Source organism: Actinomadura sp. 9N215, assembly GCF_044326345.1.
In the GTDB taxonomy this organism is placed as follows: Bacteria; Actinomycetota; Actinomycetes; order Streptosporangiales; family Streptosporangiaceae; genus Spirillospora.
In genome coordinates, this window is the sequence record NZ_JBIRBA010000037.1 from 1 (window position 1) to 19,064 (window position 19,064).

The following is a 19,064-nucleotide window of genomic DNA, read 5'->3' on the forward strand; positions in this document are numbered from 1 at the left end:
TCGCCCGCCAACACCCCAACGGACACCTCCAACACCTCGGCCGCACCGACACCCAAACCAAAATCCGCGGCTACCGCATCGAAACAACAGAAATAGAAACAACACTCACCACCCACCCCAACATCCACACCGCCACCGTCATCCCACATCGCGAAGCGCCCGACGCCGCCCAGCGTCTGATCGCCTATCTGACCACGCGCTCCGGCCACGTCCCCACCTCCGACGAACTCCGCGCTCACCTCGTCGACCGGCTTCCCGAATACATGGTCCCGGCGGCGTTCGTGTTCCTGGACGCCCTTCCGCTGACCGCGAGCGGCAAGATCGATCGCAGTGCCCTGCCCGCGCCCACGGCCAGGCCCCGGCTCACCGCGGCCTACGCGCCCCCGTCCACTTCCGCGGAGCGAACCCTCGCGGCAATCTGGGAAGAGGTCCTGGGCCTCGACCACGTCGGCGTGCACGACAACTTCTTCGATCTCGGCGGCGACTCGATCCTGGCCATCCAGGTGGTGACCAGAGCACGGGCCGAAGGGCTTCACCTAACCCCGGCGCAACTCTTCCAGCTCCCGAGGGTCACCGACCTCGCCTCGGCGGCCGGAACCGGGGAGGCGGCTCAGGCGGATCAGGAGCCGCTCATAGGCCCGACCGGCCTCTTCCCCATCCACCACTGGTGGGCCGACCTCACGACTCCGTACCCCGAGCACTTCAATCAGACCGCCCTTCTGGAATCGGCAGGTCCCCTGAACCCGGATCTGCTGGAACGAGCGATCGCGGCTCTGGCGGACCATCACGATGCGTTGCGTCTGCGCGCCTCCGGCTATCCCGACCAGCTGCACCTGTCGGTGGCGTCACCCGGTGAACAGCCCTCGGTGACGCACCATCGGCTCTCTGGCCAGTGCGACGCCGATCAGCGGATCCGCCTGATCCGCATCGCCGAGGCAGCGCAGCGAAGCCTGAGTCTTGACGACGGGCCGATCCTTCGGGTGGAACTGCTGGACCGTGGCGCCGACCGACCCGCCTGGCTACTGATCGTCATCCATCATCTGGCGGTCGACACCGTCTCCTGGACGATCCTCATCGAGGACCTCACCCGCGCCTGTCGCCAGCTCGTCCAAGACCAGCCCGTCGACCTGGGGGCCCGGACCGACTCGATTCGCCGGTGGGCCGACCATCTCGCGGATCTCGCCCACGATGCCGACACCCTGGCGGAGCTCGACCACTGGACCGCTCCTGAACGGGCCGACGCCGATCCGCTTCCCGTCGACCACGACACCGGACCCGCCACAGTCGCGACGACGGCCACCTACGGATTCTCCCTGGGTGCCGACAAGACCGAAACGCTGCTGCGCAGCGCCCCGGCGGCGTACAGAGCCCAAACCCGGGATCTGCTACTGGCCGCGCTCGCGATCGCCATGCGCGAATGGGCGAACGCCCGCCGGATTCTCGTCGATCTGGAAGGCCACGGCCGCACCCACAGCGGTGCCGTCGACCTGACCCGGACCGTCGGCTGGCTCACGACCCTCTCGCCGGTCGTACTGGAAGCTCCCGCCAACACCGATCCGGTAACGGTGATCAAATCGGTCAAGGAGCGGTTGCGCGCCGTCCCGCGCGACGGTCTCGGCCATGGCGTACTCCGCTACCTCGCCGACCCTGCCGCACGCCGGCGGCTCAGCACCCTGCCGAAGCCACAGATCGGCTTCAACTACCACGGACGAGACGAACCGGCACGCGAGTGGAGCACGGAGGCGGAGTCCGTCGCCGAGCTCGGCGCGGTCGGCGGCGCGTCGGCGGCCGTGTTCCGTCATCTCGGCGGGGAGACCGGGCCCGATCTGCATCCCGACACCCCGCTGCCGCATCTGCTGGAGATCAGCGCGGTCATCAGCGACGGCCGGCTACGGCTGAGCGTGACCTATCCGACCACCCGGTACCGGTCGGCGAGCATCAAGGCCCTGGCCGACCATCTCACACATGCCCTCGGCACGGTCGTCGATCACGTGGAGGCCGCCCCCCGCGGGTCCGCGACACCGAGCGACTTCCCCCTGGCCTCACTCACCCAGTCGGAAATCGACCACCTCACCGCGACCACGCCCTTCGTCATCGAGGACGCCTATCCGCTGGCACCGATGCAGCAGGGGATGCACTTCCATACGCTCCTTGAGCCGGACAGCGGCCTGTACGTCCAGCAGGTCCTGCACGAGCTCGAAGGCACGCTCGAGCACGAGCTGTTCCGCACGGCATTCCAAGGACTTGTCGACCGCCATCCGGTCCTGCGCACCGCGATCCGTCACCGCGGCGTGCGGCGGCCATTGCAACTCGTCTCCGCTCGGGCAGAGATTCCCTTCACCGCGCACGACTGGACCGGCCTGTCGCCGGAGGAGTGCCGTCGCCGGCTCGCCGAGCTCCTCGATGAGGATCGTGCACGCGGTCTCGACCTGGCGGCCCCGCCGGCAGCCCGCCTGATCGTGGTGAGCCGCACGGACGCCGATCACCTGCTCATCTTCAGTGCGCATCACCTGCTGCTGGACGGCTGGAGCATGGAGCTCCTCACCTCGGAGCTCTTCGAGGGCTACCGCGCGCTGGCGGCTCAGGGCACCGTCTCCGCACCGCGACGCCGTCCGTATCGCGACTTCATCGCCTGGCTCCGCGAGCAGGACGAAGGCCGCGCACGCCATCTGGATTTCTGGCGTTCGCAACTCGCCGGATTCCGTCAAGCGACGCCGCTCGCACTCGACCCGCCGCGCTCCTCAACCGAGCACGGCACTCACGGCTGGGCGCTGCCGGAAACACCGAGCCGGGCACTGGCCGACTTCGCCCGCGCCCACGACTTCACGGTCAACACCGTGATGCGGGGCGCCCTCGCCCTGCTCATCGCCGCCTACACGGGAAGCGACGACGTCTGCTTCGGAGCCACGGTGGGAGGACGGCCGGCGTCCCTGCCCGGGGCGGAGGAGATGATCGGCCTGTTCATCAACACGATCCCCGTGCGCGCCGACGCGACTCCCGACACGGTGCTCCCAGACTTCCTCGAAGCCCTTCAGCGCCAGCAGCTCGACCAGCAGGATCACCAGCACACGTCGCTCGTCGACATCCAGGCCCAAAGCCCGCTTCCTCCCAACACACCACTCTTCGACACGCTCCTCGTCTTTGAGAACTATCCGACGGTCTCTCCGAGCGAACCCGAGGTCCCCTCAGCGGACGCGCCGGCCAGTACGGACACCTCGAACCTGACGGTGTGCGGCAGCTCGGTGATCGAGTACGGCAATTACCCGCTCACCGTGGCCATCGGTCCCGGCGTCCCGCTGCACCTTGCGCTGTCGTACGACGCGGCCCGCTTCTCCCCCGCGACGATCGATCGCCTGGCCGCACACTTCACCGCCCTCCTGGAGGGCATCGCCGCGGATCCGCACCGGCGACTCGGTGACTTCTCGCTTCTGCCCGCAGCCGAACGGGACCGGATCGCGGAATGGGAAAGGGGGCCGCGAAGCGAGCGCGCCGAACCAGGACTCGTCCACGAGCTGATCGGCGCGCGAGCTCAGACGGCTCCCGAGGCGATCGCCGTGATCGAAGACGAGGAGCGACTCACCTACGCCGAACTCGCCGCACGAGCCAACGGGCTCGCCGCGCATCTTCGCGACCTCGGTGCGGCCCCCGAAACGGTGGTCGGAGTCTGCTTGGAGCCCGGCCTGGACCTGGTCGCCGCCCAGCTGGCGATCTGGGCGGCCGGCGCCGCCTACCTGCCGGTCGATCCCGAATACCCGATGTCACGCATCGCCTACTGCCTCCGCGACGCGGCGGCCAGCCTGCTCGTCACGACCTCAGAGCTGCTCGAGCGGCTTCCCGATCAACCCATTCCGCTGGTTCTGCTCGACGACGGCGCCACCAGGGCCGCCATCACGCAGCACGAGAGTGAGGCGCTGGACGTACGGGCGCAGCCGGACAACACCGCGTACCTCATCTACACCTCAGGATCCACCGGGAAGCCCAAGGCCGTCGCCACCACCCACCACGGCCTGGCGCGCCTCGCTAATGCCCAACACCGGCTGTTCGACCTTTCTCCCTCCGACCGGGTCCTGCAATTCGCCTCCCCTGGATTCGACGCCTCGATCTGGGAAACGAGCATGGCGCTGACGGCCGGCGCGACCCTGGTCGTCGCGGGCGCGGAACGTCGCCGTTCTCCGGATCGGCTGGCTCGCCACCTCACTCGGCATGGTGTCTCCGTCGCCACTCTTCCGCCGACCATGCTGGGCGCTCTGGATCCCGAGCAGGCGCCTGGCTTGCACACGGTCGTCGCGGCAGGCGAGCGTCTTCCGGACACCACCGCGGCCCGCTGGAGCGAAGCTGTTTCCCGCTTCTTCAACGCTTACGGCCCGACCGAGACCACCGTCTGCGCGACCATCGCCAGGTGTCCGGACGCCTCGAAGCCCGCCATTGGGATCGGGACACCTCTGCCCGACACGACCTGCCACGTACTCGACGCCCATCTGCGGCGAGTGCCGACCGGCGTCGTCGGGGAGCTCTACGTGGGCGGTGGACAGCTGACGCGTGGCTATCACCGCCGGCCCGTTCTCACGGCCGAACGCTTCGTCGCGAACCCGTTCGCATCCGACGGCGGTCGGCTCTACCGCACCGGAGACCTGGTGCGGTGGCGGTCCGACGGGCAACTGGAGTTCGTCGGCCGCAACGACGGCCAGGTCAAGGTCCGCGGCCACCGGGTGGAGCCGGCCGAGGTCGAGGCCGCGCTCACCGAGCATCCCTGCGTCGCCGCCGCCGTGGCGGCGGTGCGGGCCGCCGAGAGCGGGGACGAACGGCTTGTCGCCTACCTGGTTCCCGCCCTCGACACCGAGCCTCCGGCCGTGTCGGAGTTGCAGGCCCATCTTCAGGCCAGGCTTCCCGAATCGCTCGTACCGGCGGCGTTCCTCGTTCTCGAGGAACTGCCCCTCACCGCCAGCGGCAAGGTGGACCATGCGGCACTGCCCGAACCGGACGCCGCGCGGCGCGCCCCCGGACCTGCGTATCTCCCGCCATCAGGGCCTACAGAAACCGCGCTGGCGCAGATCTGGCGCGAAGTACTCGGCGTCGAGCGGATCGGCGCGCACGACAACTTCTTCGAACTGGGCGGCCATTCCCTGCTCGCCGCCCAGGTCATGACCAGGCTCCACGCGCTGCTCGACGTGGAGCTGCCGGTGGCGGCGCTCTTCGAGGCCCCTACGTTGGGACAATTCGCGGCTGCGGCCGACGCCGCCGCACGGACGGAGCCGCTGACACCGATCGCTCCGGCCGACCGTGACGCGCCGCTCCCCCTGTCGTACGCGCAGCAGCGGCTGTGGTTCCTGCACCGGCTCGATCCCGCCAGCGCCGAGTACAACATCCCGATCGCGATGAACCTGTCGGGAAACCTCGATGCGGGAGCTCTCGAAAGGGCACTGGGCGGCATCATCTCCCGGCACGAGATACTCCGCACGACGATCAGCGCGTCCGAGGCCGGAGAGCCCATCCAGGTCGTCCATCCGAAGAGACCGTTGGAGATGACGACCACCGACCTGGGCGCCCTGACCATCGAGCTTGCACAGAACGAGACCAGGCGGCTTCTCGAAGACGAGGCGACCCGGCCGTTCGATCTCGCCGGGATGCCCCCGCTGCGCGCACGACTGATCGTCCAGCCCGGCGACGAGTACGTACTCGTGGTCACCGTGCACCACATCGCGTTCGACGAGTTGTCCATCGGCGTCCTCACCCGCGAGCTCGCCGAGCTCTACGCGGCGTTCCGCGAGGACAGGCCGAACGCCCTCGCCCCGTTGCGGGTCCAGTACGCCGACTATGCGGCCTGGCAGCGCGAACGATGGTCCAGCGAGACCCTCGATCGGCACATGGAGTACTGGCGTGGCCAGCTGGCGGACCTGCGCCCACTGCAGCTGCCGACGGACCGCCCCCGCCCCGCCGTCCGCGACCCGGCCGGCGCGACACTGGGCTTCACCGTCCCCGCCGAGGTCGGCCGCGCGCTGCGGGCGCTGAGCCTTCAGGCCGACTCCAGCATGTTCATGACGCTGCTCGCCGCCTTCCAAGCTCTCCTGTCGCGCTACAGCGGGGATGAGGACGTCGCCGCGGGCTCCCCCATCGCCAACAGGCCCCATCCGGATGTCGAAGGACTGATCGGGTTCTTCGTCAACACCCTGGTCCTGCGCTCGGACACGTCCGGCGATCCCACGTTCACGGACCTGCTGGCACAGGTCCGAAAGACCGCGCTGGAGGGGTACGCGCACCAGGACGTGCCCTTCGAACACCTCGTGGACGTGCTCCAGCCGGAGCGTGACCGCTCAAGGCACCCCCTGTTCCAGGTCATGTTCACCTTCGACGCGGGCAGCGACCGGATCGGCGAGACGGTACTGGACGACGTCGACCTCTGCGGCTACCCCATCGCTCCCACCGTCACGCAGTTCGACCTGACCATGAACATGGCCGAGGCCGGCGGCGACACCCTGGAAGGCGCCGTCGTCTACAGCACCGGGCTCTACGACCAAAGCACCGTCGAGCGACTGGCCCGGCACTACGTCGCTCTCCTGACGGCCGTGGCGACGGCCCCCGACAGCAGATTGAGCGAGCTGAACCCAATGTCGCCGGCCGAGCTGCGGCAACTGACCGAGTGGGGCACCGGCCCTCTCCTGCGACTGCCGGATCAACCCGTGCACGAACTCATCGCGGCGCGGGCCGCGGCCGTCCCGCACGCCACCGCGGTGGTCGCCAACAGCCGGCACTTCACCTACCGGGAGGTCGACGAGCACGCTGATCGCCTGGCCGCCCGGCTGCGGGCGCTGGGGGCCGGCCCCGAACGCGTCGTCGCGGTCTTCCTGCCCCGCGGCTTCGATCTCATCGCCGCGGTGCTGGCCGTCTGGAAGGCCGGTGCCGTCTACCTCCCACTCGACCCGGATGATCCTGCCGAGCGGTTGGCCTACCAACTCGGCGACAGCCAAGCCCACGCCATCGTCTCCACCACGGGTCTGCGAGGACGGCTGCCGGAGGCCGGGCCACCGCGAGTGATCGTCGACGAAGACGGCGGAACGCCCCCGGTCTCCTCGCCCAGCCCCCGGGTGAACCTGGCCAACGCCGCGTACCTCTTCTACACCTCCGGGTCGACCGGCACCCCCAAAGCGGTGACCGTGCCACACTCCGGCCTGCTGAGCCGGCTGCGCTGGCAGATCGACGCCCACGACCTCACTTCCGCGGACGTCATCCTGCACAAGGCTCCGGCGACGTTCGACGTTTCGTTGTGGGAGCTGTGCTGCCCCCTCCTGGTCGGAGGCACGCTCGTGATGGCGGGGCCCGGCGAGCATCGTGATCCGGTCGCGCTCTGCCAGACGATCACCGTCGCCGGGGTCACGGTGGCGCATTTCGTGCCGTCCATGCTGGGTCCGTTCCTGGAGGCCGTCGCCCACGGGCAGTGCGAAGGTCTCCGGCTCCTCGTCACCAGCGGCGAAGCGCTCTCGGCGTCGCAGGCCCGGCGCTGTCGCGAGCGCTTCGGCGAACGTCTGCAACTGCGCAACCTGTACGGCCCCACTGAGACGTCGATCGACGTCACCGCGTCACCGGACGTCCTGACCGCCGACGGGACACCTCCCATCGGTGCCCCGGTCGCCAACACCACCGCCGTGGTCTTGGACCGAGGCCTTCGCCCCGTCCCCATCGGCGTGCCTGGCGAATTGTGCATCGGCGGCATGCAGCTGGCTCGTGGCTACCACGATCGTCCCGCCCTCACAGCCGAACGATTCGTCCCCGACCCGGCAGGAGACGGCTCACGCCTGTACCGCACCGGCGACGTGGCCCGGTGGCGGCAAGACGGCCAGCTCGGCTACCTCGGCCGCCTCGATCACCAGGTGAAGATCCGTGGGCAACGAGTCGAACCAGCCGAAGTGGAACAAGTCCTCAGCACCCACCCGGACGTCGGCGCGGCGGCCGTCGTCGTACACCGTGCGCGCACGGACGATCCGCGGCTGGTCGCGTACGTGGCCGCCGTCGCCGGCGGCCGGGCGCCCACCGGCGGCGAACTGCGCGACTTCCTCCAAGCCCGGCTGCCCGGATGGATGATCCCCGCCGCCTTCGTCGTCATGGACACCCTGCCGCTGACCGCCAGTGGGAAGGTCGACCGCACGTCTCTCCCCAGCCCCGGAGAGGCACGCCCCGTCCTCACCGCGGCCCACCAGCCCCCGGCCACGCCCACCGAGGAGGCGGTGGCGGAAATCTGGCGAGACCTTCTCCACCTCGACCGGGTGGGCCGCCACGATGACTTCTTCGGGCTCGGCGGCCACTCCCTGCTCGCCGCCCAGGTCACCGTGAGGGTCAAGTCCCTGCTCCACGTCGACCTTCCCGTGGCCGCGCTGTTCGACGCCCCAACTCTGGCCGCCCTCGCCGCCCGCGTGGACGACTCGGCGCGCACGGAACCGTTGGCACCGATAACCCCGATCGATCGCACCGGGCAGATCCCCCTGTCCTTCGCGCAGCAGCGGCTGTGGTTCCTCAACCGGCTCGAACCCGAGAGCGCCGAGTACAACCTTCCCACCGCCATGCTCCTGGAAGGCGAGCTGGACGCCGAAGCCCTGCGACGGGCCTTCAACGAGGTCGTCGCCCGGCACGAGGTGCTGCGCACGACCGTCGCACCCACCCCGGACGGGATTCCCATGCAAACCGTCTCGGCCGCGGCGACGGTGGAACTTCCCATCACCGACCTGTCCGGCCTGACACCGGAAGAGGCCCGCGACGAGGCCAGGCGGCGGGTGGACGCGGAAGCAGCCCTTCCCTTCGATCTGGCCGCCACAGGCCCGCTACGCGCGCGCCTGCTCCGGCTCGGCGCGCGGGAGCACGTGCTGGCGCTGGTCCTGCATCACATCGCCTCGGATGAGTGGTCGGCCGGCATCCTCACACGCGAGCTGTCCACGCTCTACGGGGCCTTCCGTGAAGGTCTCCCCGCACCACTCGACACACTACCGATCCAGTACGGCGACTACGCCGCCTGGCAGCGCACCTGGTTCTCGGGCGAGGTGCTCGAGCGCCAGCTGGACTACTGGCGCGGCAAGCTCGCCGATATGCCCGCCCTCGAGCTGCCGACGGACCGGCCGTACCCCACGTTGAGGGATCCCGCCGGCGCGGTGCGGCCCTTCGTCGTCCCGGCCGAGCTGACCGACCGGCTGCGCGCCCTGAGCCACGCGTCCGGTACCACCATGTTCATGACCATACTGGCGGCCTTCCAGGCACTTCTGGCGCGCTACAGTGGTCAGGACGACATCGTTGTCGGAACACCGGTCGCGGGGCGCACACACCCCGACACCGAGGACCTCATCGGGTTCTTCGTCAACACCCTGGTGCTCCGCACGGACCTCTCCGGCGATCCGGAGTTCACCGAGCTCCTGGCCCGGGTTCGATCGACCGCGCTGGACGCCTACGCCCACCAGGATCTTCCTTTCGAGCGTCTCGTGGAAGCCCTCGGGCCGGGACGCGACCTCGCCCGCCACCCGCTCTTCCAGGTCATGTTCTCCTATGGCGTCACTCCCCCGGCCGACGTCCGCGGCGGCGCCGACCTGGTCGGTGTCGACGCCTGCGGCTTCCCGTTCACCTACACGGCGACCCCGTACGACCTCACGCTGAACCTCGCCGAATCTGACGGGCAGCTGTTCGGTGGCTTCGAGTACAGCACCGTGCTGTTCGATCCGGAGACCATCGACCTGCTGGCGACTCACTTCTCGGTGTTGCTGGAGGAACTCGTCGCCGAACCCGGCCAGCGCGTCAGCGAGATCGCCATGACGCCGGACGAGGAGATCGCCCGTCTGCTCGCCCTCGGCGCCGGGCCCTCAGCCGACGCCCCACCGGGCGCCCTCATCCACGAGCTGGTGGCGGCGCACGCGACGGCCACGCCGGAGCGGACGGCGGTCAGTGCCCATGGAGAAGAACTGTCCTACGGCCAGCTCGAAACGCGGGCGAACCGGCTCGCCCATCTCCTGCGAGACCTCGGCGTGGAATCGGAATCGATGGTCGCGCTGCTGCTCGGCCGTGGCGTGCAGACGGTCGCCGCGATCCTGGGGGTGCTCAAAGCCGGCGGGATCTATCTGCCGGTCGATCCCGACTCCCCGCCCGACCGGATCGACTACCTGCTCCGTGACGGCGGGGCACGGCTTGTGATCACAACGACCGACCTGCGGGAACGGTTCACCGCCGACATACCGGTGGTATCGCTGGACGACCAGTCTCGCCGCGCCGAACTCGCCCTTCTCCCAGGCACGCCGCCCCCGCTACGGGCGCATCCCGACAGTGGCGCCTACCTGATCTACACGTCGGGATCGACCGGGAGCCCCAAGGGAGTCCTGGGGACGCACCGCAACCTCGTGCAGCTTTACCACGCCTGGTCCATCAGCTATCACCTCGGTCCGACCGACATCTGGCTCAACACCGCCAACCTCGGAATCGACGTGTTCACCGGCGACTGGGTCCGTGCCCTCGCCCCTGGCGGCACCCTCTATGTCGGTCCCGATCGCCGCGGGCTTGACGCCGCCCGCCTGGCCGAACTCATCGTGGACAACGACATCACCGCCCTGGAGACCACTCCGCACCAACTCACCGAACTCCGCGACCACCTCGATCCGGAAGCACCCCCGAGACTGCGGGTTCTCATCGTCGCCGCCGACCTGTGGCCGGCCGCGCACGTCGAGCCCACCCGCAGGCTGCTGCCGGGTACTCGTCTCTTCACCACCTATGGGCTCACCGAGACCAGCGTCGACAGCACCTGGCAGGAGACGACGGACGGCGGTCCCTCCAGCGGGTCGGTTCCCATCGGCAGGGCCCTTCCCCATAGCGGGGTCCACGTCCTGGACCCGCACCTGCGCCCGGCCCCGGCGGGGCTGATCGGCGAGATCTACGTCTCCGGACCTGGACTCTCCCGGGGCTATCACGGGCGCCCCGCCTTGACCGCCGAACGCTTCGTCCCCGACCCGTTCGCCTCGGACGGGTCGCGCCTCTACCGCTCCGGCGACCTGGCCCGTCGGCACAACGACGGACGGCTCGAATTCCTCGGCCGCACTGATCAGCAGATCAACCTGCACGGCCATCGCATCGAGCCGGGGGAGATCGAGGTCGCCCTCACCTCTCACCCGTGCGTGACCACGGCGGCCGTCGTCGTCCGCCCGGACCACGGCATCGACCGCCTGGTCGCCTATCTGACTGTCACCGCCGGGCATGAACCGAGGGGGCGCGAGCTGCGCGACCATCTCAGAAGCGCCCTTCCCGACCACATGGTCCCGACGGTCTTCGTCACGCTTCCCGACCTCCCCCGCACAGCGACCGGCAAGATCGATCGCAGGTCCCTCCCCGCGCCCCCGGCAGTGCGTCCGGAGCTCAACGCCCCGCACCGCCCGCCAGGCACGTCCACCGAGCACACCCTCGCGGGCATCTGGCAGGAGCTCCTTCCCGTCGACCGCGTCGGCGCCGACGACGACTTCTTCGAACTCGGCGGCCATTCCCTCCTGGCCACCCAGATCATCGGCCGGGTCCGCAGCCGCCTCATGGTGGAACTCCCGGTGGCGGCCATCTTCGAGGCACCCACGCTGGCGGAGCTTGCCGCCACGATCGACACGCTCGCCTGGATCAAGCAGGGCGGACGGCAGGCGGACGGCACGGATGACTACGAGGAGATGGAGCTGTAGTGACCGCCCTCGAGCTACTCACCCGTCTCCGCGCCCTCGGCGTCGAGGTCCGGCGCGACGGCGACCGACTCCACGTCCGAGCTCCCAAGGGGGCCCTCACCCCCGAACTGCGGAGAGATTTCGGCACGCACCGTGCAGAGATCCTTGCCCTGCTCCGTCAGGCCGAGGCGGCGCCCGTTGCGGACCACATCGCTCGCTGCTCCCGGGACGCAGTCCTGCCCCTGTCGTTCGCCCAGCAGAGACTTTGGTTTCTCGATCGATTGCGGCCCGATGAGACCGAGTACAACCTCGCCGTCAAGTGGCACGCGCCCCGGGACCTGGACCACGACGCACTCTGCCGGGCGCTGAACGAGATCATCGCCCGGCACGAGATCCTGCGGACCACCTTCCCCAGCCGGGACGGCGTCCCGAGACAGGTCGTCCATGCGCCGACGCCCGTCGATCTGACGGTCTACGACCTGACCCATCTCCCCCCTGCCGAAGCTCGCGGCGAGGCGGACCGGAGGGTCCTGCGTGACGTCTGGCGTCCATTCGATCTGTCGAAAGGACCCTTGCTCCGCTTCCACCTCATGCGGATCAGCGACCGTGAGCACCAGCTGGGAATCGTCCTGCACCACATTCTGTTCGACGACTGGTCAGAGAACCTCCTGTTGGACGAGCTCTCGACGTTGTACGAGACCTCTCGGCTTGGCCGTCCGTCCCCCTTGGAGGCCCTCCCGATCCAATACGCCGACTATGCCGCCTGGCAGCGAGACCGCATCTCCGGGGACTACCTCGAACAGCAGCTGACCTACTGGCGCACGCAGCTGGCCGATCTGCCGCCCCTGCGGTTGCCCGCCGACCGCCTCCGTCCGGCGCATCGCGACCCGGTGGGCGCGTTGCACCAGTTCATCGTCCCAGCGGAGACGGCGGACAGGCTGCGCGAGATCAGCCGCCGGGCAGGCGGCAGCATGTTCATGACGTTGCTGGCCGCGTTCCAGGCCATGCTGGCCCGGTACAGCGGCCAGGACGATTTCGCGGTCGGAACCCCGATCGCGGGCCGGACCCACCCCGACACGGAGCGGCTGATCGGCTTCTTCGTCAACACCCTGGTGCTCCGCGCCGACCTCTCCGGCGACCCGAGCTTCACCGAACTCCTGGCCCGCGGCCGCAAGACCGTGCTGGGCGCCTTCGCTCATCAGGATCTGCCGTTCGATCACCTGGTGGAAGCCCTGCGGCCCGAGCGCAATCCGGCTCGAACCCCGTTCTTCGACGTCCTGTTCACCTATGCCGTGGACGACGAGGGCCCCGCAGGAGCCATGCTCGACGCTCCTCCATCACCTGAGCCCAGCATCACGAAATCCGACCTGGGGCTTGCGTTCGTGGACTCGGGCCGAGCTCTCGGCGGTTGTTTCGAGTACAGCGGTCAATGGCTCACCCCAGAAGCGGTGAGCCGGATGGCGGATCATCTGGTCGCACTACTGGTCGCTGCCGCCGAGGACCCTGACCGGCCCCTCCGGGCCATCTCTCTGGTGTCGGACACGGAACGGGAACGACTGTCAGTCTGGGGCCGCGGTCCAGTCGCGCCCGCGCCCTCCGGACTGGTGCACGAGCTGGTTTCGGCGCAGGCCGAGAACACCCCCGACGCCACAGCGGTGGTCGCCGCGGACGGGGAGCTCAGCTACCGGCAACTGGACCGGCGAGCCGACAGTATCGCCCACCACCTTCATGAGCTGGGAGCGGGCCCGGAGACCGTCGTCGCGGTATGCATGCGGCGATGCTCCGACCTCCCTGCCGCACTTCTGGGGGTGTGGAAGGCCGGGGCCGCCTATTTGCCGGTCGACCCGGACGATTCGCCGGAACGGCTCGGCTGCCTGCTCGCGGACGCCGACGCACGCGTGCTTCTTACGACCCGGGCCGCTCGTCCCCCGACCGTCCCGCAAGGGACGGGTGTCGTCCTCATCGACGATCTCTCGTGGCCGCCCTCCTCGCCGCCCCGCGTCCGCGTGCGTCCCGAGAACGCCGCCTATCTGATCTACACCTCGGGTTCCACGGGCACGCCGAAGGCGGTCATCGTGTCCCATGCCGGCCTCGCCAACAGGCTTCTCTGGCAGGTCGGAGCCCATGGATTCGGCCCCGCCGACCGAATTCTGCATAAGACCCCGCTCATCTTCGACGTCTCGCTCTGGGAGCTCTGCTGCGCGCTCCTCGCCGGCGCCACACTGGTCGTCGCGGAACCCGAGCGGCACCGCGATCCCGCGGCGCTGTCCCGCCTGATCATCGACAACCGGGTCACGGTCGCCCATTTCGTGCCTTCGATGCTCGGCCGGTACGTCGACGAGGCGCCCTCAGCCGGCCCCGGCGCGATGCGCCTGATCGTGGCCAGCGGAGAGGCGTTGCCCGGCCCACTCGCTCGCCGCTGCTACGAGCGGTTCGGTCACCGGATGCGGCTGCACAACCTCTACGGCCCCACAGAAGCCTCGATCGACGTCACCGCCGAGTTCTGCCCGCCGGACATCGACCACGCGCCGCCCATCGGCGTCCCCGTGGCCAACACGACGGCGTTCGTGCTGGACGAGCGGCTGCGCCCGGTCCCCATCGGCGTTCCCGGAGAGCTGTTCATCGGCGGGCGTCAACTCGCACGCGGATACGCGAACCGTCCGGCTCTGACCGCCGAGCGTTTCGTCGCCCACCCGTTCGACTCAGACGGAGCCCGCCTCTATCGGACCGGTGACAAGGCCCGCTGGCGCCACGACGGCCGGCTTGAGTACCTCGGCCGGGTGGACCGGCAGATCAAGCTCCGCGGTCACCGCATCGAGCCCGGTGAGATCGAGGCCGCGCTCGCCGGCCATCCGCTCACACGTGCCGCGGCCGTCGTCGCGCGTTCGGAGGATCCCGCTGGTCCCCGCCTCGTCGCGTATGCCGTGCCCACGGACGTGCTTCGGCCGCCCACCGTCGAGGAGGTCCGGGACTTCCTCCGCACGCGACTGCCGGACGCCATGATCCCGGCCACGTTCGTCTGGCTCCCCGAACTCCCTCACACGACCAGCGGCAAGATCGACTACAGTGCGCTGCCCGCCCCCCGAACGGATCGCCCCGCCCTCTCCGCCGCTTTCGCCGAGCCCGCGTCCGCCACCGAACAGGTGCTTGCCGAGATCTGGCGGGAGGTTCTGGACGTCGACCGGATCGGGCGGCACGACGACTTCTTCGCGCTCGGCGGGCACTCGCTCCTCGCCACCCGGGTCGTCGCGCGAGCCCGTGATCGTCTCGGCATCGACCTGTCCATCGCCATGCTCTTCGACGATCCGACCCTGACGGCGCTCGCCTCCACGATCGACGCCGCACCCCGCACTGACGCGGGGCCGCCGATCACGACGGTCGGCCATGACGGCCCGCTGCCGCTGTCCTTCGCCCAGCAGCGCCTCTGGTTCCTCAACCAGCTCGAACCCGAGGGCACCGAGTACCACGTGCCGCTCTCACTGCACCTGACCGGTCGGCTCGATCTGAACCTCCTACGCGACGCGTTGAGGGCGATCGTCGCCCGTCAGGAGGTATTGCGCACCGAGTTCACCGCGGACGAGGAAGGCGCTCCGCAGCAGATCATTCGGGCCGTCCCTTCGATCGAGCTGCCCGTCTCCGACCTCAGCGGGATGCCGGCGGCCCGGGCCCAGGCCGAGGCACGGTGGCTGGTCGACGGAGACGCTCAACGCCCCTTCGACCTGAGCGCGGGATCTCTACTACGCGCCCGCCTCGTGCGTCTGTCGGAGGAGGACCATGTGCTCGCCCTCACCGTGCACCACATCGCCTTCGACGAATGGTCAGCGAACGTCCTGCTCACGGAGCTCTCCGAGCTGTACACCGCGCTCCAGGAAGGCCGACGACCCGAACTGCCCGAGCTTGCCGTCCAGTACGCCGACTACGCCGCCTGGCAGCGCGAGGTCTACTCCGGGGAGCGGCTCCAGGAGCATCTGGACTACTGGCGCACCCAGCTCGCCGATCTTCCAGTGCTGTACCTGCCGACGGATCGGCCTCGTCCCGACACCCGGGCATCGGCCACGGGGAAGGTCGACTTCACCATCGATGCCGAGATCACACAACGGCTTCGCCGCATCGGCCGCCGTGCGGGTGCGAGCATGTTCATGACGCTGCTCGCCGCATATCAGGCGCTGCTCGCACGGCACAGCGGCCAAAGCGATGTCATCGTCGGCTCTCCCACGGCCAACCGCGGCCGACCCGAGGTCGAGGACCTGATCGGGCCCTTCATCAACATCCTGCCGCTCCGCACGGACCTCTCGGGTGATCCGGCCTTCCAGGAGGTGGTGGCGCGCGTCCGAAGAGTCGCGCTGGACGCCTATGCGCACCAGGACCTTCCGTTCGAGCAACTCGTCGAGGAACTTCAGCCGGATCGCGACCGGCGCCGGCACCCGCTGTTCCAAGTGATCATGAACTACGCCGTCGCGGAAGGCACGGCGGGTCGGCCGAGTCTCGCCGACCTGTCGCAGTGCGACTTCCCGACGACACCGGTGAGCGAGAAGGTCGATCTCCGGCTGGCGTTGACCGAGGTCGGCGGTGAACTCCAGGGCGAGATGTTCTACCAGGCCAGCCTGTTCGAGCAGGAGACGATCGAGCGGCTGGTCCACCGCTTCACGACGCTGCTGGTCGCCATGTCCCGGAACCCCGACGCAGCGGTGAGCGGGCTTCCCCTGCTGTGCGAGGACGACCTGTCGGAGATCTCCGGCTGGGCCGCCGGATCCGGCGAAACCCCTCCTCGGCCAGGAGGCGTCCACGAGTGGATCTCGGCGCGGGTCCGGGAGGCGCCACACAGGCCTGCCGTCGTCACCGAGCACGAAGCGTTGTCCTACGGTGACCTGGAATCACAAGCCAACCGGTTGGCCCATCGCTTGCGCGCCATGGGCATCGGCCCCGAGTCGGTGGTGGGGCTTTTCCTGCCTCAGACCGCGGATCTCGTCGCCTCGGTGCTCGCGGTGCTGCGGGCAGGCGGCACCTACCTTGCCCTGGACCCCGACGCGCCGCTCGCCCGGCTCGCGTTCCAGCTCGGCGACTCGGCCGCCAGCGTGATCATCACCACGGACGGGCTCGCGGACAAGCTCCCCGGTCATCCGAATCCTCCACTGATCCTCGACGATCCGGACGAGCGGATGGAGCTCGAACGGCTGGCGACCACACCGCCGGACTTGGCCGCCGCCCCGGCGGCGGGGGCCTATCTCGTCTACACCTCGGGGTCCACCGGTCAGCCGAAGGCGGTGACCGTCACACGTCAGAACCTGGCAACCTACGTCCACCACGCCGTGCGCGCCCTGGGCCTGAGACCAGCCGCCAACTACGCCATGGCTCACTCGCCGGCGGCCGACTTCGCCAACACGACGCTGTTCGGATGCCTGACCCAGGGCGGCACACTCCACCTGCTCGACGGCGAGGTGCTCAGCGACGGGGTACGGCTCGGGGAACGGATGAGAGATCACCGCGTCGAGTTCCTCAAAATCGTCCCTACCCACCTGGCTGCGCTGCTCGCCACCACCGACGACCCCGTCCAGGTGCTGCCGGAGAAAGCCCTGGTGCTCGGTGGCGAGGCGACCCCGCGGAGCCTGGCCGTCCGCCTGCATGAGATCGCCGACCGGAACCGCATCACTCTCCACAACCACTACGGGCCAACCGAAGCGACGATCGGTGCGACCACCTACCGTTCGCTCGTCCCGCCCATCACCCCCACCATGCCGATCGGGAGGCCGCTGCCCCACACACGAGTCAGGGTGCTCGACCAGCACTTCCAGCAGGTCCCCAGGGGAGTGCCCGGAGAACTGTTCATCGGCGGGCTCGGCCTCGCGCGCGGCTACCGTAACCGCCCGGCACTCACCGCTGAGCGGTTCGTCGCCGACCCGTTCGCCGCCGACGGGTCCCGGCTCTACCGCACCGGCGACGAGGTGCGTTGGCTTGCCGACGGCGCCCTGGAGTTCCTGTGCAGGGTCGACGACCAGCTGAAGATCCGCGGCCACCGAATCGAGCCCGGAGAGATCGAAGCCGCGTTGGCCGCGCACCCCCAGATCGCCGATGGCACCGTCGCCGCCTGCGATGACCCCGGTGGTGGCCAACGCCTCGCTGCATACCTCGTCAGCGCCGATCCCGAGCGGCCTCCCTCTGCCGGCGAAGTCCGCGCACACCTGGCACAGCGTCTGCCCGGCCCGTCGATTCCGTCGCTCTTCGTGCATCTTGCGCGGATTCCCCGGACGACCGCGGGCAAGGTCGACCGCCGGGCGCTGCCGGACGCGAACGCGGCGACCCCCGCCGGCACCGGCGGACGCCGCGAACTCCGCACGCTGACCGAGCACATGCTCGCCGACGTCTGGCGCGACGTGCTGCGCATCGAGCAGGTGGGGCGCGACGACGACTTCTTCGATCTGGGCGGCCACTCACTACTCGCCGCTAACCTCGTCGCCCGGTTGCGCGCGCACCATAATGTCGACCTTCCATTGGGCGCCGTCTTCGATGCGCCCAGGCTGGCTGATCTGGCCGTCGTGATCGACGAGCAGGGCGAACGCCACCGCCTGCGTCCGCCGCTGATCCCGATGAACCACGCACGGAGCGAACGCGCCTTCTTCGCCGTGCCGCCGGTGAGCGGAAGCCCGTTCTGCTACCGGCAGCTAGGGCAGAGCCTCGCACCGGAGCTATCGTTCATCGGGCTCCAGGCCCCGGGCGTCGACGACGCGCAGCCGCCGCTCCACCGCGTGGAGGATCTCGCGGAGCACTATGTGGAGGCCCTCCGGAGTGCCCAACCGACCGGCCCCTACTTCCTCGGAGGCTGGTCCGTCGGCGCCATCGTGGCCTTCGAGATGGCACAGCGGCTCGTCTCCGTAGGAGCGGAGGTGGGCATGCTCTGCCTGATCGCCCCCGCACGGCTCAGGACCCGATCCGCCAAGCGGCACGCCGACCGGGTGAGATCGTTCATCGGGGAGTTCCGCGCCGGGTCCCCAGACGCTATGGACCAGGCAATCCTCGCGGGATGGATACGTCCGCTCCGCTGCGAGCCGGGCTTCTCCGAGGACCCGGCCCGTGTGGACCGGCAACTTCTGCTCCAGCGCCTCGAAGTGATCGCAGCCACCACGGAGGCGAAGGCCGACTACCGCGCCCGTCCGTTCCCTGGACAGGTGTCGATTCTCCTGCCGGAAGAGGAGAGGCACGCCAGGGGCCTCGTCTCCCAATGGCGGAAGGTCGCCTTGGGAGGCGTCGACGTGGCCGCCGTGCCCGGAAGCCACCAGTCGCTGATCCTTGACGACGCCAACGCACGAGCGGCGGCGGAGTGGCTCAAGCCAACTCTCATAGCGCGTGGGCTTCTCAGCCTCGACACCGTCCACACGGGATGACCCCCGGAACGACCGTCGGCACCACCGA

At 69.4% G+C, this 19,064-nt stretch carries 2 protein-coding genes; both read left to right on the top strand.

Annotated features, from left to right (window positions below):
• Positions 1–77: 77 nt before the first annotated feature.
• Positions 78–11,678: an amino acid adenylation domain-containing protein gene (locus tag ACH34T_RS39470; RefSeq protein ID WP_396026187.1), complete on the top strand. Its 11,601-nt coding sequence runs from the start codon at positions 78–80 to the stop codon at positions 11,676–11,678.
• Positions 11,678–19,036 carry an amino acid adenylation domain-containing protein gene (locus tag ACH34T_RS39475; protein ID WP_396026116.1) on the top strand — a complete coding sequence of 2,453 codons (7,359 nt, stop codon included), beginning with the start codon at positions 11,678–11,680 and terminating at the stop codon, positions 19,034–19,036. Before ACH34T_RS39470 ends, ACH34T_RS39475 begins: the two co-directional genes overlap by 1 nt.
• Positions 19,037–19,064 lie beyond the last annotated feature (28 nt).